Source organism: Streptomyces katrae, from assembly GCF_002028425.1.
GTDB classification, from domain to species: Bacteria; Actinomycetota; Actinomycetes; order Streptomycetales; family Streptomycetaceae; genus Streptomyces; species Streptomyces katrae_A.
This window is the reverse complement of record NZ_CP020042.1, coordinates 5,746,190-5,770,224: the sequence shown is the minus strand read 5'-3', so window position 1 is coordinate 5,770,224 and position 24,035 is coordinate 5,746,190. Positions and strand designations below refer to the sequence as shown.

18 protein-coding genes are annotated in these 24,035 nt (G+C 73.5%); 4 read left to right on the top strand and 14 right to left on the bottom strand.

Translation table 11 applies throughout. The features are described from left to right. Positions 1 to 15 precede the first annotated feature (15 nt). The 3 genes from B4U46_RS26380 to B4U46_RS26370 all read right to left on the bottom strand — a co-directional run bounded on the left by B4U46_RS26380 (position 16) and on the right by B4U46_RS26370 (position 4,349). Positions 16 to 1,608, bottom strand: coding sequence for a cation acetate symporter (locus B4U46_RS26380; RefSeq protein ID WP_079430143.1), 1,593 nt, complete (start codon positions 1,606 to 1,608; stop codon positions 16 to 18). Further along, positions 1,605 to 2,093, bottom strand: coding sequence for a DUF485 domain-containing protein (locus tag B4U46_RS26375; protein ID WP_079430142.1), 489 nt, complete (start codon positions 2,091 to 2,093; stop codon positions 1,605 to 1,607). Before B4U46_RS26375 ends, B4U46_RS26380 begins: the two co-directional genes overlap by 4 nt. Before the next feature lie 138 nt (positions 2,094 to 2,231). Continuing rightward, positions 2,232 to 4,349 (bottom strand): DNA gyrase/topoisomerase IV subunit B, encoded by a 2,118-nt coding sequence (locus B4U46_RS26370; RefSeq protein ID WP_079430141.1) that lies wholly within the window; start codon positions 4,347 to 4,349, stop codon positions 2,232 to 2,234. A 446-nt stretch (positions 4,350 to 4,795) separates the two neighbouring features. Between B4U46_RS26370 and B4U46_RS26365 the strand changes: the two genes are divergently transcribed. Further along, entirely contained in the window at positions 4,796 to 5,032 is a 237-nt protein-coding gene (locus B4U46_RS26365) for a DUF7455 domain-containing protein (protein ID WP_079430140.1), read from the top strand. Between the two features lie 217 nt (positions 5,033 to 5,249). Here the strand turns inward: B4U46_RS26365 and B4U46_RS26360 are convergent, their stop codons facing one another. The 7 genes from B4U46_RS26360 to B4U46_RS26330 all read right to left on the bottom strand — a co-directional run bounded on the left by B4U46_RS26360 (position 5,250) and on the right by B4U46_RS26330 (position 15,890). Next, complete coding sequence (locus B4U46_RS26360; RefSeq protein ID WP_079430139.1) at positions 5,250 to 6,104, bottom strand: serine protease; 855 nt, start codon at positions 6,102 to 6,104, stop codon at positions 5,250 to 5,252. A 101-nt stretch (positions 6,105 to 6,205) separates the two neighbouring features. Further along, entirely contained in the window at positions 6,206 to 7,780 is a 1,575-nt protein-coding gene (locus B4U46_RS26355; RefSeq protein WP_257790367.1) for an RNA polymerase sigma factor, read from the bottom strand. Positions 7,781 to 8,095: 315 nt separating this feature from the next. Then, the gene (locus B4U46_RS26350; RefSeq protein ID WP_079430137.1) at positions 8,096 to 8,983 is read right to left on the bottom strand and encodes a FadR/GntR family transcriptional regulator; all 888 of its coding nucleotides are present in this window, start codon (positions 8,981 to 8,983) and stop codon (positions 8,096 to 8,098) included. A gap of 201 nt (positions 8,984 to 9,184) precedes the next feature. Further along, on the bottom strand, positions 9,185 to 11,140 hold the full coding sequence (locus tag B4U46_RS26345; protein ID WP_079430136.1) for an ABC transporter ATP-binding protein: 1,956 nt from the start codon (positions 11,138 to 11,140) through the stop codon (positions 9,185 to 9,187). 200 nt (positions 11,141 to 11,340) lie between these two features. After that, a complete protein-coding gene (locus B4U46_RS26340) occupies positions 11,341 to 12,087 on the bottom strand; it encodes an NUDIX hydrolase (protein WP_079430135.1) in 747 nt (248 codons plus the stop codon). Between the two features lie 117 nt (positions 12,088 to 12,204). Then, positions 12,205 to 14,415 (bottom strand): glycogen debranching N-terminal domain-containing protein, encoded by a 2,211-nt coding sequence (locus B4U46_RS26335; protein WP_079430134.1) that lies wholly within the window; start codon positions 14,413 to 14,415, stop codon positions 12,205 to 12,207. A 212-nt stretch (positions 14,416 to 14,627) separates the two neighbouring features. Then, complete coding sequence (locus B4U46_RS26330; RefSeq protein WP_079430133.1) at positions 14,628 to 15,890, bottom strand: DUF4192 domain-containing protein; 1,263 nt, start codon at positions 15,888 to 15,890, stop codon at positions 14,628 to 14,630. Positions 15,891 to 16,022: 132 nt separating this feature from the next. On the opposite strand from B4U46_RS26330, the gene B4U46_RS26325 reads away from it, so the two are divergent. After that, positions 16,023 to 18,182, top strand: a complete 2,160-nt coding sequence (locus B4U46_RS26325) for a RecQ family ATP-dependent DNA helicase (protein WP_079430132.1) — start codon at positions 16,023 to 16,025, stop codon at positions 18,180 to 18,182. Between the two features lie 215 nt (positions 18,183 to 18,397). Continuing rightward, complete coding sequence (locus B4U46_RS26320; RefSeq protein ID WP_079430131.1) at positions 18,398 to 19,024, top strand: hypothetical protein; 627 nt, start codon at positions 18,398 to 18,400, stop codon at positions 19,022 to 19,024. A gap of 171 nt (positions 19,025 to 19,195) precedes the next feature. On the opposite strand, the gene B4U46_RS26315 is transcribed toward B4U46_RS26320, so the two are convergent. The 3 genes from B4U46_RS26315 to B4U46_RS26305 form a co-directional block, all read right to left on the bottom strand. After that, entirely contained in the window at positions 19,196 to 19,828 is a 633-nt protein-coding gene (locus B4U46_RS26315) for a hypothetical protein (RefSeq protein WP_079430130.1), read from the bottom strand. A gap of 59 nt (positions 19,829 to 19,887) precedes the next feature. Beyond that, positions 19,888 to 20,598, bottom strand: a complete 711-nt coding sequence (locus tag B4U46_RS26310) for a ribonuclease HII (RefSeq protein ID WP_079430129.1) — start codon at positions 20,596 to 20,598, stop codon at positions 19,888 to 19,890. 126 nt (positions 20,599 to 20,724) lie between these two features. Next, positions 20,725 to 21,330, bottom strand: a complete 606-nt coding sequence (locus B4U46_RS26305) for a TetR/AcrR family transcriptional regulator (RefSeq protein ID WP_079430128.1) — start codon at positions 21,328 to 21,330, stop codon at positions 20,725 to 20,727. Positions 21,331 to 21,468: 138 nt separating this feature from the next. Here B4U46_RS26305 and B4U46_RS26300 point away from each other — a divergent pair, with 138 nt between their 5' ends. Further along, positions 21,469 to 23,022: an MFS transporter gene (locus tag B4U46_RS26300; RefSeq protein WP_079430127.1), complete on the top strand. Its 1,554-nt coding sequence runs from the start codon at positions 21,469 to 21,471 to the stop codon at positions 23,020 to 23,022. Between the two features lie 88 nt (positions 23,023 to 23,110). On the opposite strand, the gene B4U46_RS26295 is transcribed toward B4U46_RS26300, so the two are convergent. Continuing rightward, a complete protein-coding gene (locus tag B4U46_RS26295) occupies positions 23,111 to 24,025 on the bottom strand; it encodes an ADP-ribosylglycohydrolase family protein (protein WP_079430126.1) in 915 nt (304 codons plus the stop codon). Positions 24,026 to 24,035 lie beyond the last annotated feature (10 nt).

The following is a 24,035-nucleotide window of genomic DNA, read 5'->3' as shown; positions in this document are numbered from 1 at the left end:
GCCGCCCGGCGGAACTCACACCGCTCCGGCCCCGGTCAGGGAACGGACCTCCGTCTGGGCGTACTTGCGCTCGTCCGCCTCCTCGGAGGAGGTGACCGTACCCAGCCAGCCCGCCAGGAAGCCGAGCGGGATCGAAACGATCCCGGGGTTCTGCAGTGGGAAGTACTGGAAGTCCAGGCCCGGGAAGAGGGATCCGGGACTCCCGGAGAGCACCGGTGACAGGACGACCAGCAGCAATGCGGGAACCAGCCCCCCGTACACGGACCACACGGCCCCCCGGGTGGTGAAGCCGCGCCAGAACAGCGAGTACAGCAGCACCGGCAGGTTCGCCGAGGCCGCCACGGCGAAGGCCAGGCCCACCAGGAAGGCCACGTTCATGTCCTGGGCCAGCAGCCCGAGGGCGATGGCCACCGCCCCGATCCCCACGGCCGCCACCCGGGCCACGGCCACCTCGCTGCGCTGCCGGGCCCGCCGCCGCCTGAGGGAGGCGTACAGGTCGTGCGCGACGGAGGCGGAGGAGGCCAGGGTGATCCCGGCGACCACGGCGAGGATCGTCGCGAAGGCGATGGCGGCCACGAGGGCGAAGAGCACCGCGCCCCCCGTCGAGTCGGCGCCCCCGCCGAGGAAGGCGGCCAGCAGCGGGACGGCCGTGTTCCCGGAGGCGCTGGACACCCGTACGGCGTCGGGCCCCACCAGCGCGGCCGCCCCGAGGCCGAGCACGATGGTCATCAGGTAGAAGCCCCCGATCAGCCCGATCGCCCACACCGCCGACCGGCGCGCGGCCCGCGCGGTCGGGACGGTGTAGAAGCGCGACAGGATGTGCGGCAGCCCGGCCGTGCCCAGGACCAGGGCCAGGCCCAGGCTCATGAAGTCGACGCGCGCCGTCCAGCCCCCGCCGTACTTGAGGCCCGGGCTCAGGAACCGGGCTCCGTGCCCGCTGCGTTCGGCGGCGGTGGACAGGAGCTGGTCGAGATTCCCGTGGAAGCGCAGCAGGACCAGCACGGTGAGGGCGATCGCCCCGCCGATCAGCAGGACGGCCTTGACGATCTGGATCCAGGTGGTGGCCCGCATCCCCCCGAAGGCGACGTAGACCACCATCAGCGCACCGACCCCCACCACCGTCAGGGTCCGGGCGCCGGGCCCGGCGTCCGACAGCAGCAGCCCCACCAGGCTGCCCGCGCCGACCATCTGCGCGACCAGGTACAGCACCGAGACCACCACCGAGGAGGTCCCCGCGGCGATTCGCACCGGCCGCTCGCTCATCCGCGCGACGACGACGTCGGCGAGGGTGAAGCGGCCGCAGTTGCGCACCAGTTCGGCGACCAGGAACAGCACCAGCAGCCAGGCCACGAGGAAGCCGACCAGGTACAGCAGCCCGTCGTAGCCGAAGAGGGAGATCAGCCCGGAGACCCCGAGGAAGGAGGCGGCGGACATGTAGTCGCCGGCGATGGCGAATCCGTTCTCCATGGGGGAGAACAGCCGGCCGCCCGCGTAGAACTCCTCCGCCGAGCCGTGCCTCCTGCGGCTGACCCAGGTGGTGATGCCGAGGGTGACGGCGATGAACAGGCTGAACAGGATCAGCGCGAGCGTCTGGTGTTCGGAGGTCACCGGCCCTCCCCCCGCCCGCCGCGGGTGCGCTCCTGGCCGCGCTCCCGTTCGAAGACGGTCCAGCGCAGGTCGAGCGCGGCGCTGTCCCGGCGCAGCCGCGCGTGCCGGGAGTAGGCCCAGGTCAGCAGGAAGGTGCTGAGGAACTGGCCGAGGCCCGCCAGCAGGGCCACGTTGACCGAGCCCACCACGGGCCGCGCCATCAGCCCGGGCGCCGTGGTGGCCGCGACCACGTAGGCGACGTACCAGAGGAGGAAACCGGCGGTCGCGGGGACGACGAACCTCCGGTACCGGCCCCGGACCTCCTGGAAGGCGGCGCTGCGCTGCACTTCCAGGTAGATGTCGGACGCCCCGGGGCCGCCTCGGTCCGCCGTGGGCCCGGGCGGCGGGAAGGGCTCCGCGCCCTCGCCCCAGCCCACGGCCAGGGAGTCGTACCAGGGGTCGTCCAGCCGGATCGTTCCGGCTTCACGACCTTCGCGCTTGTCCACCGAACTCTCCTTGTCCGCCGCCGCATCGGCGGCGTGCTCACAAGGATGTGCCGAATGGTCGCTTTCCGGACTGGTGTCCTGGCGCTCTTCACTCCATCAGGTGAGGGAGTGGAGAACGCCGGACACCGCAGGACCGGATCAGGCGTCGATGCGCGAGCGGTCCAGGGTCGCGGCCGAGCTGGTGATGAACTCCTTGCGCGGGGCGACCTCGTTGCCCATGAGGAGGTCGAAGACCTGCTCGGCCGCTTCCAGGTCGCCGATGTTGATCCGCCGCAGGGTGCGGTGGCGCGGGTCCATCGTGGTCTCCGCGAGCTGGTCGGCGTCCATCTCGCCGAGGCCCTTGTAGCGCTGGATGGCGTCCTTGTAGCGGACGTTCTTGCGCTGGAACTCCAGCAGCGTCTGGCGCAGCTCGTGGTCCGAGTACGTGTAGACGTACTTGTCCTGGCCCTTCTTGGGCTGGACCAGCTCGATCCGGTGCAGCGGCGGGACGGCCGCGAAGACCCGGCCCGCCTCGACCATCGGCCGCATGTAGCGCTGGAAGAGGGTCAGCAGCAGGGTGCGGATGTGGGAGCCGTCCACGTCGGCGTCGGTCATCATGATGACCTTCCCGTACCGGGCGGCGTCGATGTCGAAGGTGCGGCCGGAGCCGGCTCCTATGACCTGGATGATCGCACCGCACTCGGCGTTCTTGAGCATGTCCGAGACCGAGGACTTCTGGACGTTGAGGATCTTGCCGCGGATCGGCAGCAGCGCCTGGAACTCGGAGTTCCGGGCGAGCTTGGCCGTCCCGAGGGCCGAGTCCCCCTCGACGATGAACAGCTCGCTGCGGTCCACGTCGTCACTGCGGCAGTCCGCCAGCTTGGCCGGCAGCGAGGAGGTCTCCAGCGCGGTCTTGCGGCGCTGCGCCTCCTTGTGCTGGCGGGCCGCGATCCGGGTCCGGGCGGCCGCGACGATCTTCTCCATCACGGCACGGGCCTGCTGCTTGTCGTCGCGCTTGGTGGAGGTCAGGAAGGCCTTGAGCTCCTTGGCGACGACGGCGGCGACGATCCGGGTGGCCGCGGAGGTGCCCAGCACCTCCTTGGTCTGGCCCTCGAACTGCGGCTCGGCGAGGCGGACGGTGACCACCGCCGTCATGCCCTCCATGGCGTCGTCCTTGACGACGTCGTCCTCGGCGACGCGCAGGAGCTTGGCGGAGCGCAGCACCTCGTTCACCGTCTTGGTGACCGACCGCTCGAATCCGGCCACGTGGGTGCCGCCCTTGGGGGTGGCGATGATGTTCACGAAGGACTTGAGGTTGGTCTCGTACCCCGTGCCCCAGCGCAGGGCGATGTCCACGCCCAGCTCGCGGGTGACCTCGGTGGGGGTCATGTGGCCGCGGTCGTCGAGGACCGGGACCGTCTCCTTGAACGTGCCCGCGCCGCTGAGGCGCAGGACGTCGCAGACGGCCTTGTCCTGGGCGAGGTAGTCGCAGAACTCGCTGATGCCTCCGTCGTAGCGGAAGGTCTCCTCGGTCTTGCCGGCGCCGTCGATGGCCCGCTCGTCGCGGACGACGATGGTCAGCCCGGGCACGAGGAAGGCGGTCTGGCGGGCGCGCTGGTAGAGCGTCTCCAGGGAGAGCCGGGCGTCCTTGAGGAAGATCTGGCGGTCGGACCAGTAGCGGATCCGGGTGCCGGTCTTGCCCTTGGCCACCCGCTTGCCCTTGCGCAGGCCGCTGCCCGGGTCGAAGGGGGCGTCGGGGCCCTCGTCGGTGAACGTGCCGGGGACGCCGCGGCGGAAGCTGATGCTGTGGGTGGTGCCGCGGTCGACCTCGACGTCGAGGCGGGACGACAGGGCGTTGACCACGGAGGCGCCGACGCCGTGCAGACCGCCGGAGGCCGCGTACGAGCCGCCGCCGAACTTTCCGCCGGCGTGCAGCTTGGTCATGACGACCTCGACCCCGGACAGGCCGGTCTTGGGCTCGACGTCCACCGGGATGCCGCGGCCGTTGTCGCGGACCTCGACCGAGGCGTCCTCGTGGAGGACGACCTCGATGTGGTCGCAGTAGCCGCCCAGAGCCTCGTCGACGGAATTGTCGATGATCTCCCAGAGGCAGTGCATCAGGCCTCGGCTGTCGGTGGAGCCGATATACATGCCGGGGCGCTTGCGGACGGCCTCGAGGCCTTCGAGGACGAGCAGGTGCCGCGCGGTGTAGTTGGAACCGTCCCGGTCTGCTCCGGACAGCAGCGCGCTGGAAGGCACGGACGTGTCGGCGGTCACGCAGTTCGCTCCTCGCTGAATTTCTTTTCTGGCCCGCTGGAGGGCGGGGGCGGCTCGGTCGCCCGTCGAAGGGTACCGAGGCCTGGTAGAGCCGATGCAACGCCACCCTCGCCCGTTCCACAGCCTAGTGCAGATCCGTACGGATGTTCGATCCCCCGTGAGGGTGAAGCAAACATCACGTTCCCTTCCAGGCATGAACCATTTAGGGTTCGGGCACGTCCTCATCTACATCCGGCACTCACGCCGGGGAGGACGAAACTGCTACAAGCGAACGACTGACAACGCGAAACCGTAAAGCAACGCAATACGGCTCCTTCGCCGCCAACCGGCAGCAGCCGGCCAGCTTCGGAAGGAAGTTTCGAGGAAAAGCCGCGAGCGGGAACGTTTTCGGCCTGGTTGGATGTTGACCCTGGTACGACAGCTCGTCGAGCTAGAGAAGAGGCGACGTGACTACTGTTCTGACACCCGCGACCCCGCTGACGGCCGCTGACCGATGCGACCGTTGCGGCGCCCAGGCATATCTGCGCGTCGTCCTCCTGAGCGGTGGTGAACTGCTCTTCTGCGCCCACCACGGGCGTAAGTTCGAGCCGGAACTCAAGAAGATCGCCGCGGAAATACAGGATGAGACCGAGCGGCTGACGTCCGCTCCGGCCGCCCACGCAGCCGACACCGAGGACCGCTGACACAGGCCTGCCCTCGCATCCGACGAGCCAGGACCGGCAAGGCCGGTCGACGGGCGGCACCTCTGAGACCCAGAGGCGCCGCCCGTCCTCATGTCCGAGGCCCGGGCCCTGCCCGAGGCCCTTCCCCGTCCCCCGCGGGAGCCGTCCTGCGGCCCCAGCGCCCCCGCGCGGACCGTACGGGGCTCCTGGAGCCCCTGCGGACGCTCAGCGGTGCCTCTCAGGCGCCGCTCGGCCGCCGGCCCCTCTGCGGGCCGCTGACGAAGTCGACCAACGGGGCGATCCGGGTGTACACCCCCGGGCTCTCCGCGCGCCCGCAGCCGCGTCCCCAGGACACCAGGCCGATCAGCCGCCCCCGGGCCACGAGCGGGCCGCCGCTGTCCCCCTGGCAGGCGTCCTTCCCGCCGGACCGGTCGCCCGCGCACACCATGGAGTCGGCCCGGTACTGACCGTCCGCGTTGCCCGGGTACGCCCGTCGGCAGACCTCGTCGTCCAGGACGGTGACCTGCGCCGCCCGCAGCCCGTACGCGTAGTCCCCGAACCCGCTCGTGTCCCCCCAGCCGTACACCGCCGCCCCGGTACCCGCCTCGTAGCCGGGGTGGCCCTCGCCGGCCATGGGCAGCACGTGGTCCGCCGGGACGGCTTCGGCCAGTTCCAGCACGGCGAGGTCGCCGGCGTTGGTGCCGGGGTCGTACGCGGGGTTCACCCGGGCCGCCCGGACCGCGATCTCCCGTCCCTCCGGAGCGCGCAGCTCCGTACGGCCGGTGATCACCCGGAAGTCGGCGACGGAGTCGACCGGCCCGCCCAGCACCTGCCGGCTGAGGCAGTGGGCCGCCGTCACCACCGTGGTCGGGGCGACGAGGACACCGCCGCAGAACTGCCCGTCACGGATACCCCCGAACCGGTCACGGCTGGCGAGGGCCACGACCCACGGGCTGTCGGCCACCTTCACCGGCTGCCCGCCTATGACCACGCTGTCCGCCGCCGCAGCGGGCGCCTGGGCCAGCGGCGCCACGGCCGCTCCCGCCACCAGGGTCAGTGCGCCCGCCAGGGCACGGGCGAAGGGACGACTCATGGGGCCTCCTGACTCCGAGTGTGCATGACTCCACCCAGAGTGGGATGCCCGGTGGCCGCGCGCACCCGCGCGGCCACCGCCGTACGCCCCTGCCGGTCCGGTCAGTCCAGGTAGTCGCGCAGCACCTGGGAGCGCGACGGGTGGCGCAGCTTCGACATGGTCTTGGACTCGATCTGGCGGATGCGCTCACGGGTGACCCCGTAGACCTTGCCGATCTCGTCGAGGGTCTTGGGCTGGCCGTCGGTCAGCCCGAAGCGCATCGAGACCACGCCGGCCTCGCGCTCGCTGAGCGTGTCGAGCACCGAGTGCAGCTGCTCCTGCAGGAGCGTGAAGCTCACCGCGTCGGCGGGGACGACCGCCTCGGAGTCCTCGATCAGGTCGCCGAACTCGCTGTCGCCGTCCTCGCCCAGCGGGGTGTGCAGGGAGATCGGCTCGCGGCCGTACTTCTGGACCTCGATGACCTTCTCGGGGGTCATGTCCAGTTCCTTGGCCAGCTCCTCCGGGGTGGGCTCGCGGCCCAGGTCCTGGAGCATCTGGCGCTGCACGCGGGCGAGCTTGTTGATCACTTCGACCATGTGCACCGGGATGCGGATGGTGCGGGCCTGGTCGGCCATGGCGCGGGTGATCGCCTGCCGGATCCACCACGTCGCGTAGGTGGAGAACTTGTAGCCCTTGGTGTAGTCGAACTTCTCGACCGCGCGGATCAGACCCAGGTTCCCCTCCTGGATCAGGTCCAGGAAGAGCATGCCGCGGCCCGTGTAGCGCTTGGCCAGGGAGACCACGAGGCGGAGGTTGGCCTCCAGCAGGTGGTTCTTGGCGCGGCGGCCGTCCTCGGCGATGATCTCCAGTTCGCGCTTGAGCTTGGGCGCCAGCTTGTCGGAGTTGGCCAGCTTGTCCTCGGCGAACAGGCCCGCCTCGATGCGCTTGGCGAGCTCGACCTCCTGCTCGGCGTTGAGGAGGGGGACCTTGCCGATCTGCTTGAGGTAGTCCTTGACGGGGTCCGCGGTGGCGCCGGCCACCACGACCTGCTGGGCGGGGGCGTCGTCCTCGTCGTCGGAGATGACGAAGCCCTTGTTCTCCCCGCCCTCCTCCTCTTCCTCGGCCTCGGCCTTCACCGCGTCGGGACCCTCGTCGCCGGCCTCTTCGTCGCCCTCGTCCAGGTCCCTCTTGGCGGCGGTCTTCTTGGCCGCGGTCTTCTTCGCGGCGGTCTTCTTCGCGGGTGCGGCCTTCTTCGCCGCCGTCTTGCGGGCCGCGGTCTTCTTCGCGGCGGCCGGCTCGGCCGCCGGTTCCTCGGCGAGGACCTCGGCGGTTTCGGGTTCCGTCGGCCCGGCCTCCGCCGGGACCTCGGCCGCGGCCGGGGCCGCAGCCGGTTTGGCGGCGACCGGCCTGGTCGTCGTACGCTTGGCGGGGGTCTTCGCTGCGACGCTCTTGCGTGGGGTGCGCTTGGGCGACTCTGCGGCACTGACCATCAGCGTCACACCCTCTTCCTCGAGGATCTGGTTGAGGCTGCGCAGGACATTCTTCCACTGGGTCGCAGGAATCTGGTCAGCCTCGAAGGCCCGACGCACGTCATCGCCGGCGATCTGCCCCTCGGCCTTGCCCCGCTCGATGAGCGCCATCACAGACTCGGATTCGGCGATCTCCGGCGGGAGCGTACGGGATGTGCTGGCCGACACGAACAACCTCTCGGAACGATGGGAACGGGTTCCGACCCCGGCCTGGTGCTGGACCGGAGCCGACGACCACCGACTGGGGATGGGCCGGGGGCGCGGGCAGGGGCCGGGGAGCTGCACAGCACCCCAAGGGCTGCTGTTTCCCTCCGTCGGCCATCACCGCTTAGGTCATCGCGTGACGTCGCAGAGCGTTACGCCCAATCTTCGTGGCCCAAGTCACACCGGGTTCCCGGCACCCCTCGCACACCGGTGTCGCCGGGCCCGAAGAACGGGCCCGGCGACCGGTGCAGCACCCCCACGCCCCCGTGCGCCGGGGAGTCAGTGTTCGCGCGGGGCGGGCACCACGCGCTCGACCTCCGGATGCACCGTCAGGAGCTGGCGCATGGCGCTCTCGGCACCCGCGCCGTCGCCGGTGGCGAGGGCTTCGACCATCCGCGCGTGGTGGGCCACGCAGGTCTCGCCGGGGCGGTCGCAGGAGGTGACGGGGCTGCCGGAGACCTGGAGGGCGGCGGAGACGATCCCCGAGAGGTGCTCCAGCATGCGGTTGCCGGCGACCTGGATCAGCAGCGCGTGGAACTCGTTGTCGGCGCGCGCGAAGGTGATCGCGTCGCCCTGTCCGAGGGCGTGGCCCATGATCTCGACCATGTCGGAGAGGCGCTGCTGGACGTCGGGGCGGCCGTGGCCGGCGGCGAGGCGGGCGGCGAGGGGCTCGATCGTCCAGCGGAGCTCGTTGAGCTCGCGGCGCTGGTCGTCGCGCTGGGGGCCGAAGGCGCGCCACTCGATGATGTCCGGATCAAGGAGGTTCCAGTCGGCGACGGGGCGGACCCGGGTGCCCACGTTGGGGCGGGCGCTGACGAGGCCCTTGGCCTCCAGGACCCGCAGCGATTCGCGGACGACGGTGCGGGAGACCTCGAAGCGCTGGCCGATCTCCTCGGGGACCAGGGGGCGGTCCGCGCCGAGGTCGCCGGAGACGATCATCTGGCCGAGCTGTTGGACGAGTTGGCCGTGCAGCCCGCGGCCGCGGCTGCCGGCCGCCCGGCGGCCCACACGGCTCAACTCGACGTCGGCGCCGTCCCAGTGGGGCGGACCGACCCGGTCGGTGCCGGCGGCCTCCGCATAGGTGTAGCGGTCGAGTTCGCCCGGGCCGGCGAGGCCGGAGTCGGCGTGGCGGGCGGCGGTCATCATGGTGTGCGCAAGGGTACTCACGAATCCTTTGTCGGCCGTGCCCCCACCGCCCTTGAGGTCTTTGGTGAAAAGCACACGAAAGGGTGATCGGTGCCACCTACTCAATTGACGACTTATCGTAAAGAACCGGGCCTTTTGCGGGGAGTTGCGGTCCGCTTCGTGTGATCTTGGGCGAAGCGGTCTTCTCCGGTCTCCCCGAAGTCGGCTACGGCACCGTAACGATCACCAACGGACCCGACCGCGCAGTCCTGTGAACCCATAGGCGCACAACAGGACCATCAACGACAACACCAGCCCGGCTCCCACGGGTTGGACCATCACCCGGAAGGCTCCCAGGACGTAGCGGTCCGTCTCCGCGGGCCAAGGGGCCGAGGCCAGACCGCGCAGCCGGGAGGCGAACCCGTGCACGGGGTACGCGGACGGGCCTTCCAGCGCCTTGCGCACCAGCGGTACGACCATCACCGGTACGGCGAGCACGGCGGCCAGGCCGGCCGAGGCGGAGCGGAACACCGCGGAGGCGAGCACCCCGGCCCAGGCGCAGCCGACCAGCAGCCCCGCCCAGCTCGCGGCGGGCACCGCCCACTCCGGCCAGGTGCCCAGCGGGGCGCGGCCGAAGACGAGGCACAGGGCGGCGGCGTCGGCGGCGGCGGCGAAGGCGCCGAGCAGCAGGGCCAGGGCGGAGCAGACTCCGAGCTTGGCGGTGAGCAGCCCGAGACGGCGCGGGACGGTGCCCCGGTCGGCGGCGAGGGCGGGGTAGCGGTACTCCTCACCGAAGGCCAGGGCCCCGAGCAGTCCCGCCCCGAGTGCGGCGGGGGGCAGCGGAACCAGCTCGGGCCAGGCGGCGAGGACCCGGTCGCGCGGGGTGTGCCCGGCCCGGGCGAGCACCAGGGCGGTGAGGGCCGAGACGGCGACGACGAGGGCCGCGGTGAGGAAGGGGGTGGCGGTGCCGAAGACGCGGCGGAGTTCGTAGCGCAGGGGCCGCAGCGGGCCGCCCACGCGGCGTACCACCGAGACGGGGGCCTCGGAGCAGGCGCGCGGGGGCCGGGCGGCGGGGGCGGGACGGCCCTCGGCCTCCGGCCCGGGGGCGGGCCAGGACACGGCCCCGGCGCCCGCCACGGCCCGGCCCCCCGCACCGGGGGCGGAGGTGGTGCGCGGATCGGTACGGGTCTCGGACGGAACGGGGACGTCGGGGCCGGCGGCGGCACCCGCTCCGGCCCGCACCGGGGCCGGGGCCTCGACCCGCGCGTCCGCCTTGCCCGCGGAACCGGCCCCGGTGCGGGCCTGCGGTACGGGCGGGACGGGCGCTCCCGCGTCGCCGGTCTCGTCCGCGAGCTGGTGGACGAGGACCCCGTGCCGGAACGCCGCCTCGCCGACCTCGGCGCAGTTGCTGCCGTACACCGAGAGCCGGCTGCCGCTCTCCTCGACGATCTCCACGGGGCGGTGCGCGGCCCGGGCCTCGCGTCCCAGCACGTCGGCCAGCCGGGCGGCGTGCGGGGTGCGCACGGCGACCCGCGGGCGCAGCCGGGTGCGGGCGAAGTCCGCGGCCTCCTGGTCGGCGACGAGGCGGCCCGAGGCGATGGAGACGACCCGGTCGGCGCTGCGGGCCGCCTCCTTGGCGTCGGCGGTGGTGAACAGCACGGCCCCGCCGAGGGAGGCGTGGCCCCGCAGCAGCCCGTGCAGCCAGGCGCGTTCGCGGGGCTGGAGGCCGGCGGCCGGCTCGTCGAGGAGCAGGGTGCAGGGGTCGGCGAGCAGGGCCGCGGCCAGGCCGACGCGGCGGTCCATGCCGGCCGAGAGCGAGCCGAGCCGCTGGTCGCGCAGGCCCGCGATGCCGACGACCTCCATCATGGTGTCCGCCCGGGAGGCCGGGACGCCGACCGCGGCGCAGAGCATGCGCAGCTGTCCCCGGACCGTCCTCGACGGATGCCCGGGGACGTCCCCGAGCAGCACGCCGACCTCACGCCCCGGATGCGGGACCCGGTGCAGTGGGCGGCCGCGGAAGTAGGTGATGCCGCGGCCCGGTTCGAGTTCGAGCATGAGCCGCAGGGCGGTGGTCTTGCCCGAACCCGGCTCCCCGAGCAGGGCGGTCACGCACCCCGGGCGGGCCTCGAAGGTGAGGTCGTCCACGAGGGGCGGCAGATCTCGACGGGGTGTGCTGGTGAGTCCGATGGCCTGGAGCATCGCTTCTCTCGCAGGGTGTGAGACCGCTCAGCGGCAGGGTGAGTACCGCATGCAAGATAACGCGATATGTCCGATTTTCTATGCAACCGGTCCGGGTGAGGGCCGGCAGTGCCGCCGTCCGGGGCAGCCCGGGCCGGGCCGGCCGCCGCCCCCGCGCCGGAAGCGGCGGCGCAGGCCACGAGGGCCGCGGTGGCGGCGGGTCAGACTTCCGGCCGCAGCATCGGCGGGTTGAGCAGGGTCGCGCCGCCGGCCCTGAACAGCTGGGCGGGCCTGCCGCCCTGACGGGTCGTCGTCCCTCCCGCGGGGACCAGGAACCCGGGGGTCCCGGTGACCTTGCGGTGGAAGTTGCGCGGGTCGAGCGCCACGCCCCACACCGCCTCGTACACCCGGCGCAGCTCGCCGACGGTGAACTCCGGCGGGCAGAAGGCCGTGGCCAGCGAGGAGTACTCGATCTTCGAGCGGGCCCGCTCGACGCCGTCGGCGAGGATCCGCGCGTGGTCGAAGGCGAGGCTCGTGACGGTCTGGTCGGGGCCTTCCAGGAGTTCGTCGACGGGAGCCCAGCGGGCGCTGTTGGCGTCGCCGCCCGCGCGGGGTGCGGGCAGGTCGGGGGCGAGCACCAGGTGTGCCACGCTGACCACCCGCATCCGGGGGTCGCGCTGCGGGTCCCCGTAGGTGGCGAGCTGTTCGAGGTGCGCCCCGTTGTCGACGCCGGGAGAGGCCGGGTCGTGCGCGCACAGCCCGGTTTCCTCGGCGAGTTCCCGTGCCGCGGCGGCGGAGAGGTCCTCATCCCCGCGCACGAAGCCGCCGGGCAGCGCCCAGCGCCCCTGGAACGGCTGCTCTCCCCGTCGTACGACCAGCGCGCAGAGCGCGTGGCGCCGCACGGTGAGCACGACCAGGTCGACGGTGACGGCGAAGGGCGGAAAGGCCGACGGGTCGTAGGGCGACATGCCGCGATCATAGTCGTCTGCCTGACGATAAACAGCGCTTTCGTGATCCCGAGGACGGTGATCTGGAACCCAGTCCGCATCCTCGCGATCAGGCGGGCGCGCCGCCCGGGCGGCCTCTCACCCTCCCAGTTGGAGCTCATCGGCGGCCTCCTCCACCATGCCGACGCCGAGACGGCTGATCCGGACGGTGAACGGCTCCCCCGCCACCCGCAGCCCTGCCAGCCGCAGGGCGCCGAGGGGGGCGCCCGCGCGCGGGGTGACCGCGACCGTTCTCGCGGGGGCGTCCGGGCGGATGCCCGCGAGGGCGGTGAGGGCGTGGATCCCCGCGGCGGCGGCCACGGCCGCCGGCCGGCAGGCCGCCGGATGCGGGAGCGGGGCGCTTCCGGCGGTGCGCTGCTCGGCGGCGTACATCTCCGGCAGCCGGTATCCGAAGACCTCTGCGGCGTCCAGCAGGCCCCGCAGCAGGCCCGCGGCCTCCTTCTCGTATCCGGCCTGGGCCAGTCCGGCCACCGCGATGGCGCTCTCGTGCGCCCGGACCGCGCCCGAGCGGTGGCCGAAGGGGTTGTGGCCCGGCTCCCGGGCCGCCATGCTCCGCAGCCCCCATCCGGAATCCATGGCCGGGGCCCCGAGCAGCCGGGCGAGCTGTTCGGTGCGGATGCGGTCCAGCAGGCCGGGCGCGAGGCGGCCGCCGCCCAGCAGGCCGGTGTCCAGCAGGTGCGCGGCCGCCCCGGTCAGCCGGGGCAGCGGCCGGCCGTCGGGATGCAGGGCGGCGGCGGGGCGGCCCCCGTCCGGGCCGTCGATCCAGAACCGGTCCAGGAACCTCTCCCTCAGGGCGGCCGCCCATTCCCGCCACTCGGCGGCTCCGGCCCGCCCGCACCCTTCGAGCAGATCCGCACCGAGCAGCGCGGCCCGGTGGGCGTGGGCCTGGGTCTCGCAGCGGCGCGGCCCCGGGTCGGGGTCGGCCAGGAAGCCGTCCTCGCCGAGCGCCCGGCGCAGCCAGTCCAGGCAGCGCTCGGCGGCCGGCAGGAGGCGGGCCACCTCCTCCTCGGGCAGCCCCCACCGGCGGGCCTCGGCGAGCACCGCCGGGAAGCCGAGGGTGGCCTCGGTGCCGGTGCAGCCGGGCGGCAGCTGCGGTCCGGCGGCACGCAGCGGGCCCGGGATCATGCCGCCCCCGGGGCCGCGGCCGGGTGTCTGGCTGCGGGCCAGTGTCCGCAGGGTGGCGGCGGCAAGCCCGGTGCCGAGGGGCAGTGCCATCCGGGCGGCCCACAGCGACTCGGCCGGAGCCAGCCCGAGCCGCCAGGGCACTCCGGCCGCCGCGAAGGCGTCACCGGGCTCCGCGGGGTCCCTCAGCAGCAGTGCCCGCAGGTCTTCGACGCTGGTTCTGAGCCATGCCTCGGTCCTCGGGTCGTCGCCCTCGGCGCGGGCGTCGGCGAGCGGGTTCGCGACCTGTCCGGCGGGGGCCCGCGGGGTGCGTTCCCGGCTGGTCCGCAGCTCGATGCTGCGGGATTCGCCCGGTCCCAGTTCGAGCTGCCAGCGCAGCAGTCCGGCGGTGGCGAGGGCGTCGTCGGGGGCCGGTTCGGCGGTGGTGACGGCGAGGGCCTCCTCCGTGCTCCAGCGCAGCCCGGCCGCGTGCACCGCGGCGGTGAGCTCGGGCCCGGCCCGGCCGGCCGCCACCGCGGCCAGTTCGGCCAGGTCCGTGCCCAGGGAGACCTCCACCGGCAGGCGCAGTGGCCGTGCGGCGAAGCTGCGTACGGTGATGCGCTCGGTGCCGTCGGCGTACCGGACCCGCTCGACGCTGATGTCGGGGTCGGGGCCGGGTTCCACCCCGGTGCGCACGGTGGCGGTGAAGGCCGCCCGGTCGGCCCCGAGGCTCCGCCCCTGGACGGCGACGGGGTCCTGTCCGGCGACGCGCAGGACGCAGCGGGACAGCAGCCGGCGCCCGGACCGGTAGATCCCCTCGATGCCCCGCCCGGTCAGCTGACCGTGCTCGGGCGAGATGACCAGGCAGGGGGCGGCGACGCAGATGACGGCGCCGTGTACCGGAGGCAATTCGGCCCGCCGCCCGCCGCCCGCCCCGGTGGGCTGCCCCGGCGGCCGGGCCCCGGAAGCGGAGGCGCGCGCCGGCAGGGACCCCGGTGCGGAGACGTCGCGCCCGGGGACGGTCCCGGGCGGGGGCACGGCCGGGCGCGAGCCGGTGGCAGGCGCCGTCCCGGGCGGAGCCCCTGGTGGGTAGGAGCCCGCCGGGGGCGGGGGCCCGGGTGCGAACACCGGTGGGCGGGAAGCGGGTGTGGTTCCGGTCGGGCCGGTTTCGGGTGCGGGGGGAGCCATGTGCCGCCTTGTCTGCGCTCCGGCCGGTTCGGCTGGGCGGCGGCGCGGCCGGACCCCCACCGCCCACCGGCTGAACGCCCCCGCCCCCGCCCGGGTCACGGCCCGCGGTGGCGGCGGCCCGCAGCGGGTGGCGCGCGGACGGTGCGCGGAGCCGGCCGCCGCGCTCCACAGCCGTCGCGAGAGGCGGCCCGGCAGGGGCGCCTGACGGGCGCTCACTGCCCGTTCCCCTCGGCGCGGCGGGACGGACGGCGGCGCTGTCCGTCCCGGCGGCCGGGCGGGCGCCTGGTGGCGGCGTTGCGCTTGCGGCGGGGTTCGCGGCGCCTGCGTTCCTCCCGCAGGCACTCCCGCAGCCCCTCGGGGTCGATGCCCTCGTTGCAGGCGTGGTGGAGCAGCTGGGCGAACCGGTACTCGGCGTCGGCCCGCAGGGCCAGTCCGAGGGCGATCCGGGCGGTCGGCTCGTCCCCGCTGGACCAGGAGACCCAGCCCGCCAGGGTGAGCGGGGCCGCCGCGTGCTCCCCGTAGGCGCCGACGCAGCGGCGGGCCAGGGCCCGCCACAGGCGCAGGGCGGGGGCGGCCTCGTCGCCCTCCATCCACTCGGCGGCGATGTCGCGGATCGCCCGGTCCTGGAGCCCGAGGATCACGGCGGCGGCCTCGTCGTGGCCCAGCAGCGCGTCGTCCCAGTCGTCCGCTCCGGGCCCGCCCTCGGCGGGCGGGGCGAGGGTCAGCCTGCGCAGGAGGGTGCGGGCCAGATCGAGGGTCTGCGCGCCGACCTCCTCGCGGGTCTCCCCGTCGAGGATCCTCGGCACGAGGTCCACGGCGGCCCGCTCCAGGGCCTCCTCCTGCTCGGTGGCCCAGGCCCCGCCGAGCGGTGCCATCCGCTTCTCGATCTCCTTGAGGGAGCCGCGGACCTGGAGACCGGCGAAGGTGGCCGCCGCGGCCATCACCGAGGTACCGGACGGCGCCAGCGGGGTCCCTTCGGCGGGGCAGCAGGCGCCCTCGGGGCACACGTACGACCAGTAGCGGCCGCCGGAGAGGCACAGGGCCTCCAGGACCGGGACGTCCAGCGCGCCGCAGGCCGTCCGGAGCCGCTGGGCCAGCGGCCGCAGCCGGGTCATGACCCGCTGCCCGCTCTCGCCGCCGACCGGGTCCTGGCAGAGGAAGACCACGATGCCGTCGGGCTTGTCCCCGCGCCGTTCGCCACCCTTGATCAGGCAGTCGGCGACCTGGCGGGCGGTGTCCTCCCACTCGGCGGGGGCGGTGGGGATCCCCACCCGGAGCCGGCCGCCGAAGCGGCCGCACGCGCCGTGGACGGAGACCATCACGAGGGAGTCGGTGGGGTGGAAGCCGAGCATGTAGGGCAGGGCGTCGGCCAGTTCGGCCGGACTGCGCAGGGTGATCTGGGGTTCGGTGGGGGCTCCGGCGGGGCTGATGGACGGCCGGCCGGACGGGCTGCGTGATTCGTGGTTCGTCGTCATGACCCGACGGTCCCGTGCGTGATCCGATCCGGAAACCCCTGTGGATAACCCGCCCGCTCGTCCAGCCTTCAACATCCACAGGCGGGAGTCCGCATTGGCGCGATGTCAGAGGCATCGGGTTGCATGGGGGGCATGAACGCAGACCTGAGGTCCTCCGCCGATTCCGTACTCGCCCGCCTCGTGGGCGACCCCACGGGCACCGCGCGGCTGCGCGAGGACCAGTGGCGGGCGATCGAGGCCCTCGTCGCGCACAAGCGGCGGGCCCTGGTCGTGCAGCGTACGGGCTGGGGCAAGTCCGCGGTCTATTTCGTCGCCACCTCCCTGCTGAGGGCGGCCGGTGCCGGACCGACCGTGATCGTCTCCCCGCTGCTCGCGCTGATGCGCAATCAGGTCGAGGCCGCCGCCCGCGCCGGCATCCACGCCCGCACCATCAACTCCGCCAACCCGGAGGAGTGGGAGGGCATCCAGGCCGAGGTCGCGGCGGGCGAGGTCGACGTCCTGCTGGTCAGCCCGGAGCGCCTCAACAACCCCGAGTTCCGCGACCAGGTCCTGCCCAAGCTGTCCGCCGCCACGGGCCTGCTCGTCGTCGACGAGGCCCACTGCATCTCGGACTGGGGGCACGACTTCCGCCCCGACTACCGCCGGCTGCGCACGATGCTGGCGGACCTCCCCCCGGGCGTCCCGGTCCTGGCGACGACGGCCACCGCCAACGCCCGGGTGACGGCCGACGTGGCCGAACAGCTCGGCACCGGGGCGGGCACGGACGCCCTGGTGCTGCGCGGCCCCCTGGACCGCGAGAGCCTGAGCCTGGCCGTGGTGACCCTGCCCGACGCCGCACACCGGCTGGCGTGGCTCGCCGACCACCTCGGTGACCTGCCGGGCTCCGGCATCGTCTACACCCTGACGGTGGCCGCCGCCGAGGAGGTCACCGCCTACCTGCGCCACCGGGGGCACACGGTTTCCTCGTACACCGGCAAGACCGAGAACGCCGACCGCGAGCAGGCCGAGAACGATCTCCAGGCGAACCGGGTCAAGGCCCTGGTGGCCACCTCTGCCCTCGGCATGGGCTTCGACAAGCCCGACCTGGGCTTCGTGGTGCACCTGGGCTCGCCCTCCTCCCCCATCGCCTACTACCAGCAGGTCGGCCGCGCCGGCCGCGGCGTCGAGCACGCCGAGGTACTGCTGCTCCCCGGGCGCGAGGACGAGGCGATCTGGCAGTACTTCGCGTCGGTGGCGTTCCCCCCGGAGGAACAGGTGCGCCGCACCCTGGACGTCCTGGCGCAGGCCGGCCGGGCCCTGTCGCTGCCGGCCCTGGAGCCGCTGGTCGACCTGCGCCGGACCCGGCTGGAGTCGATGCTCAAGGTGCTGGACGTGGACGGCGCGGTCCATCGGGTCAAGGGCGGCTGGACCGCGACGGGCGAGCCCTGGGTGTACGACGCCGAGAGGTACGCGTGGGTCGCCCGGCAGCGGTCGGCCGAGCAGCAGGCGATGCGCGACTACGCCGCGTCCACGGGGTGCCGGATGGAGTTCCTGCGCCGGCAGCTCGACGACGAGGAGGCCGCCCCCTGCGGCCGCTGCGACAACTGCGCCGGCGCCCGCTTCACCGCGGAGGTCTCCTCCGCCTCGCTGGACACCGCCCGGGGGGAACTGGGCCGCCCCGGGGTGGAATTGGAACCGCGCCGGATGTGGCCGACCGGCCTCGCGGCGGTGGGTGTGGACCTCAAGGGCCGGATCCCGGCCGACGAACAGGCGGCACCGGGCCGGGCTCTGGGCAGGCTGTCCGACATCGGCTGGGGCAACCGGCTGCGACCGATGCTGGCCCCCCAGGCACCCGACCAGCCGGTTCCGGACGATGTGGCACAGGCCGTGGTGGCCGTTCTGGCCGACTGGGCGCGGGGGCCGGGCGGCTGGGCCTCCGGGGCCGAGGACGCCCCTGCCCGGCCCGTGGGAGTGGTCTCGCTGCCCTCGCGCAGCCGCCCGCAACTGGTCGGCTCGCTGGCCGCGCGGATCGCGGAGGTCGGACGGATTCCGATGCTCGGAGCCCTGGAGTACACCGACCAGGCACCGGAGTTCGGGCTCCCGTCCTCGAACAGCGCCCAGCGGGTCCGGGGACTCCACCAGGCCTTGACCGTGCCGCCAGCCCTGGCGGCGAGCCTGGCCGAGGTCCCTGGTCCGGTGTTCCTCGTCGACGACCGCGCGGAGAGCGGCTGGACCCTCGCAGTGGCCGCCCGGCTGCTGCGGCGAGCGGGGGTGAGGGGGGTGTTTCCGCTGGTGCTCGCGCTCCAGCCGTAGCGGAATGAGTCGACTCCGGCGTGGCGGGGCAAGGATATGAACGGCATACCGGCGAATTCCGGTCCGCGTCCTCAAATGCTCATTGCCCCATCCTCGCGGGCCACGCGAGAATCGGAGTGCTCCCGCTCGGCTCGTCGGCACTCTCCTGGGCCGCGCTGTGGCGCGCCCACACCTCAGCCGTGCCCGTTCGCGGGCGTGTACCCGAAGGGAGGACCGTGACCTTCGGATTCGCCCCGCCCGCGACCGCGTCCTTGACAACGGCCACCGGTGGCGCCAGTCGGCACGGCCGACTGCTCGAACCCTCCGAATGGACCGCCGCAGGAGTTCCCCTGCTGCGCAACCCGCGTGAGGTGGTCAGCGGCCTGCACTCCCGGCACAGCCCGGTGCCGTCCACCGCCGTCATAGCCGTGCTCGGCCCGGAGGAACGACTGGTCGCCAGCGCCTCGTTCGTGCAGCGCTCGGCGTCGGCGGACGGCTGGGAGTACCGCAACGCCCTGCTGTCCCGGCTGCGCCGGGTCATCCCGCACGACCTGCGGCGGCGGACCCCGGTCCGGACGGCCGTGCTCATGTACTGCCGTGACGGCGACGAACGGTGGACCGAGGAGGACGGGGCCTGGATGTGGGGCCTGCGGGACGCCTGCACCCTGCACGGGCTGCGCTGCGGCGCGTACATCACGCTGACCCGCGGGGGCTGGCAGGTGCTGGGCGAAGGCCGTGGTGGACGGCACCCGAGCTCGGAGTCCCGGCCCGAGCGGCTCGGCTCCATGACCGAGATCGCCTCACTGCCCCTGAGCACCGCAGGCGGGATCGTGGAGCCGCTGCGCCGGGCGGCCGCCCGCTAGGGGGTCTGACAGATCTCCGCGGCGTCGCGACGCCCCCTGGGCGCCGGTCCGCCGGGACGGGGCCCAGGCCCGCACGGCCGCACTCCCGCGGAAGGGGGTACGGCTGGTCGGGCCTCGGACCTCAGCGGGGCCGGCCGCCCCGCCCCTCGCCCGTGTGTGGGAGAGGGAGCGTCAGACGCCCGCGCCCAGCACGGAGTTGATCTGCTTCACGTCACCGCAGACGACGAGCAGGGCACCCGCCCGCGCGAGCGCGACCGGCAGTGCGGTGGCGGTCGTTCCGTCCGGCCCGCCGTTGGCCGCGAAGACCACGACGGGACGCCCGGCAGCACGCTGCACGTCCGCCGCGTCCGCATAGAAGACGTCGTCCCCGGCGTCGTGCTGGGCCCAGTAGGAGGCCTCGCCGAAGGACAGTTCGTGCGCGGCCCACGGGTGCGGGTCGCCAGTGGTGATCACCAGGATGTCACCGGGCGCGCGCCCGGTGTCGAGCAGCAGGTCCACGGCCTCCTCGGCCGCGTCCAGGGCACCCTCGGCCGAGGCCGGGATCAGCTGGACCTGCGGCACCGCGGCCGAGACGGACGGCGCGGCGGGGGCTGCGGGAACGGGTCCGGAGGTGGCCTGTCCCGCGCGCTGCGCGGGCGGGGCCGGGCGGACGGGACCGGGGCGCCCGGGCCGGGGTACGGCGGCGGGACGCGGACCAGGTACGGGGCGGGGGGTCTGCGCGGTGCGGCTCGCGGCCGGCGTGACGCGGGGACCCTGGGCACTCTCGTGAATCTGAGGCTCCTCGATGGCGGGGGTGAGAGGCATGAGTTGATGTCTATCAAACACCGGTACGAAACGTACCGGTGGGTGGCACGTGGGTGCGATCAGAAATCGAAGCCGAGTTGGCCTCCGTTTTCCAGCTCCATCGACTCCTCGCTGCGGCGGACCTTCTTCAAGTGCCGCCATTGGGGGAGCGCGTCGAGGTACGACCACGAGAGCCGGTGGTACACGGTGGGGCCGCGCTCCTCCAGGGCGGCGCGGTGCACGGGCGACGGGTAGCCGGCATTGGCGCCGAAGGCGAAGTCCTCCAGCCCGTCGCCGGGTTCGCCCAGCGCGGCCATCATCCGGTCGCGCTGGACCTTGGCGATCACCGAGGCCGCCGCGACCGCGATGCAGGACTGGTCACCCTTGATCACCGTACGGACCTGCCAGGGCCGGCCGAGGTAGTCGTGCTTGCCGTCGAGGATCACCGCGTCCGGCCGCACCGGGAGGGCGTCCAGTGCGCGCACCGCCGCGAGCCGCAGCGCGGCCGTCATCCCCAGCTCGTCGATCTCCTCCGGGGAGGCGTGGCCGAGGGCGTGCGCGGTGACCCAGGCCTGCAAGACGTCGAACAGCTCGTCGCGCCGCCTGGGGGTGAGGAGTTTCGAGTCGGTGAGCCCCTCGGGAGGCCGGCGCAGACCGGTGATCGCCGCACACACGGTGACGGGACCGGCCCAGGCCCCTCGTCCGACTTCGTCGACCCCGGCGATGACCTTGGCGCCGGTGGTTGCACGGAGGGAGCGCTCGACGGTGTGGGTGGGTGCTTCGTACGGCATGGCGCCAGCAAGGGTACGCCGCCCCGGGCCGCCTGCACACCCCGGCCCGTGGCAAGCGCGCGCACCGGGCGCGGGGAGGGCGGCGCACGGACCCGCGCGGGGCCGCGGCATCCCGGCCGCGGGGGCTCAGGCGCGGAGCATCGGCACCATCAGCCCGTCGATCATCTCGGCGATCTCCCGGTCCGGCCATTCGCTCCCGCACACCTTCGCCCGGTACATCAGCATCGCCGGGATCACGTCGACGATCAGCGGACTCGTGGCGTCCGCACGGACGTCTCCCCGCTCGATACCGCGCAGTACCAGCTCCCGGATCACCTTGTGCGCCGGCTCGTGCAGCCCTTGCCGGATCACCTCGCGGAAGAGGTCGCCATGGGCGGGGTCGCATTCGTGAAGCACGGCGCGGAGCGCCACCCCGGCCGGCGAGCGCATGACGTCGCACATGCGGACGCACAGCCGGTACAGGTCCTCGCGGATCGATCCCTGGTCCGTGGCCTCCCCCAGCGCCGGCAGTCCGCGCCGGAGCACCTCGGCCACCAGGTCCGCCTTGGAGGACCAGCGACGGTAGAGGGCCGCCTTGCCGGTACGGGCCTGGGCGGCGACCCCCTCCATCGTGAGGGCGTTCCAGCCGACGCTGCCCAGCTGCTCCATGGCCGCGTCCAGGATCGCCCGTTCGAGCTCGGGACCCCTTCTGCGCACCGGCGCCGCTCCTTCCGTCGCGTCCGAACCCGCCATGCCCCAAACCTCCGACCATCCGCGGCTCTTCGCACGGATTTCCAGCCATAGTGAACGCTTGCGTTCCCTCTGTGCGGACTCCTACCGTGGTCCGCAGTGAACGGATGCGTTCACTATTTCACTTCGGGGGGATCCACAGTGAAAAGCGCTCAACTCGCCCCGCCCCGGATACCCGGGGCCGCCCGTCGGCCGGGCCGCCCGCGCGTCGCGCTCACCGTCATCGCCGCCTGTCAGCTCATGGTCGTCCTCGACGCGACGATCGTGAACATCGCCCTCCCACACATCCAGACCGCGCTCGCCTTCTCCACCACCGACCTCTCCTGGGTGATCAGCGCCTACACCCTGGCCTTCGGCGGACTGCTGCTGCTCGGCGGCCGGGCCGGCGACATCCTGGGCCGGCGCCGGGTCTTCATGACCGGAATCCTGCTGTTCACCCTGGCCTCCCTGCTCGGCGGCTTCGCCCAGGAGCCCTGGCACCTGATGGCCGCCCGGGCCCTCCAGGGGGTCGGCGGCGCCATCGCCTCCCCGACCGCGCTCGCCCTGATCACCACCACCTTCGCCGAAGGCCCCGCCCGCAACCGGGCGTTCGGCGTCTTCGCGGCCGTCTCCGCCGGCGGAGGCGCCGTCGGGCTGCTGGCCGGCGGCATGCTCACGGAGTGGCTCGACTGGCGCTGGGTCCTCTTCGTGAACGTGCCGATCGGCGTGCTCATCACCGTCCTCGCACCGCTCTACATCAACGAGTCCGAACGCCATCCGGGCCGCTTCGACGCTGCGGGAGCGCTCACCGCCACCGGTGGCATGACCTCGCTCGTCTACGGGTTCATCCGGGCATCCGAGGACGGCTGGCGCGACTCCCTGACCCTCGGCTCCTTCGCCGCCGCCGTCGTCCTGCTCGGGCTCTTCGTGCTGATCGAGACCCGGGCCGCCGAACCGATCATCCCGCTGCGGATGTTCGCCGACCGCAACCGCGCGGGCACGTACCTGATCATGCTGGGCCTGGCCGCCGCCATGTTCGGCATGTTCTTCTTCATCGTCCAGTTCGTGCAGAACGTGCTGGGCTTCTCCCCGATCCAGTCCGGGCTCGGCTTCCTGCCGGTAACCGCGGCGATCATCACCGCCGCCGGGCTCTCGCAGCGCCTGCTGCCCCGCCTCGGGCCCAAACCGTTCATGGTCACCGGGTCGGCGCTCACCGGGATCGGCCTCGGCTGGCTGACCTTCATCCGCACCGACAGCACGTACCTCTCCGGTGTGCTCGGACCGATGCTGCTGTTCGGCTTCGGCATGGGCCTGAACTTCGTCACCCTCACCCTCACGGCCGTCTCCGGGGTGGCACCCCGGGAAGCGGGCGCGGCCTCCGGGCTGCTCAACGCCAGCCAGCAGGTCGGCGGCTCCCTCGGCCTGTCCATCCTGGTCACCGTCTTCGGCACGGCGAGCCGCGACGAGGCCGCCCGGCGGGTCCCCGCCTTCACGGCGCAGGCCGACCCCGCGCAGCTGGCGGCGTTCCGGCAGACAGGGCGGCTGCCGGACCCCTGGGGCGACCTCGTCCTCACCCAGGGCATCTCCAGCGCCTTCACCGCCGCCGTCGCCATGGCCGGGCTGGCCCTGGTCAGCGCCCTGGTGGTGATCCGGGTCCGCAAGAGCGACCTGGACGCCCTCAGCGGAGCCGCCGCCGAAGCCGGCCCGGCCGCCTGAGCGGGGCGCACCGTACGACAGGACCCGGGTCAGGGGACTCCTCCCCCTCACCCGGGTCTCCGGCACCGGGTCCGGCGAAGGGGACCGGCTAGACCGCGGCTTCCGGCAGCCAGGCCGGGAGCGCCTCGGTCCGGGCCAGCCAGGTCTGCGGCAGCGCGGAGTCGCCGCGGGCGCCCAGGATCCCGCCCACGATCGCGCAGGTCGTGTCCACGTCGCCGCCCACCTGGGCGGTGGTCCAGAAGGCCCGCTCGAAGTCGTCCAGCGCCCGCGCCGCCGACCACAGGGCGAACGGCACCGTGTCGTGGGCGCTCGTGCGCCGGCCGCAGCCCAGCACGGCCGCGACGGTGTTGGCGTCGCCGTAGTCCAGCATGTCGCGCGCCCGGCGCACGCCGGCGCCCACGGCGCTGCGCGGCACCAGCGCGATCACCCCGTCCAGCAGTTCCTCGGCGGACGGCGGGCCGGCCGGGGTCGCCGCCAGCGCGGCCGCGGCGGCGACGGCCATGGCCCCGCACACGGCTTCGCGGTGCTGGTGGGTGGTGTAGGCGGAGATCTCCGCCTGGTGGGTGGCCTGCTCCGGGTCCTCCGCGTACCAGGCGCCCAGCGGTGCGATCCGCATCGCCGCGCCGTTGCCCCAGGAGCCCTGCCCGTTGAAGAGCTCGGCGGCCAGGGTGCGCCAGTCCTCGCCCTCGCGGATCAGGCGCAGCATCCGGTTCACGGCGGGCCCGTAGCCGCGGTCGAAGTCGTGGTGCTCGGCGAACGAGGATGCCAGCGCGTCCTGGTCGATGCGACCGTGTGCGGCGAGCACGGCCACCACGGAGCAGGCCATCTCGGTGTCGTCGGTCCACTGCCACGGTTCGCTGCCGGCCGGCAGCTCGCGCCGCTTGAGCAGCGGAAGGTTCACGGGGACGAAGTACTGGGAGCCCAGGGCGTCCCCCAGGGCCAGCCCACGGAGGCTGGACAGGGCGCGTGCGTAGCGCCGTTCGGAAGCGGAATCAGCGGTCATCGCGCGCCAC

Excerpts from the sequence above, each read along its gene's own strand:
- B4U46_RS26330 (WP_079430133.1), bottom strand. The coding sequence starts at position 15,890 with ATGACGACGAACCACGAATCACGCAGCCCGTCCGGCCGGCCGTCCATC.
- B4U46_RS26340 (WP_079430135.1), bottom strand. The coding sequence starts at position 12,087 with ATGTCGCCCTACGACCCGTCGGCCTTTCCGCCCTTCGCCGTCACCGTC.
- B4U46_RS26335 (WP_079430134.1), bottom strand. The coding sequence starts at position 14,415 with ATGGCTCCCCCCGCACCCGAAACCGGCCCGACCGGAACCACACCCGCT.
- B4U46_RS26345 (WP_079430136.1), bottom strand. The coding sequence starts at position 11,140 with ATGCTCCAGGCCATCGGACTCACCAGCACACCCCGTCGAGATCTGCCG.
- B4U46_RS26315 (WP_079430130.1), bottom strand. The coding sequence starts at position 19,828 with ATGCCTCTCACCCCCGCCATCGAGGAGCCTCAGATTCACGAGAGTGCC.
- B4U46_RS26305 (WP_079430128.1), bottom strand. The coding sequence starts at position 21,330 with ATGGCGGGTTCGGACGCGACGGAAGGAGCGGCGCCGGTGCGCAGAAGG.
- B4U46_RS26360 (WP_079430139.1), bottom strand. The coding sequence starts at position 6,104 with ATGAGTCGTCCCTTCGCCCGTGCCCTGGCGGGCGCACTGACCCTGGTG.
- B4U46_RS26295 (WP_079430126.1), bottom strand. The coding sequence starts at position 24,025 with ATGACCGCTGATTCCGCTTCCGAACGGCGCTACGCACGCGCCCTGTCC.
- B4U46_RS26310 (WP_079430129.1), bottom strand. The coding sequence starts at position 20,598 with ATGCCGTACGAAGCACCCACCCACACCGTCGAGCGCTCCCTCCGTGCA.
- B4U46_RS26325 (WP_079430132.1), top strand. The coding sequence starts at position 16,023 with ATGAACGCAGACCTGAGGTCCTCCGCCGATTCCGTACTCGCCCGCCTC.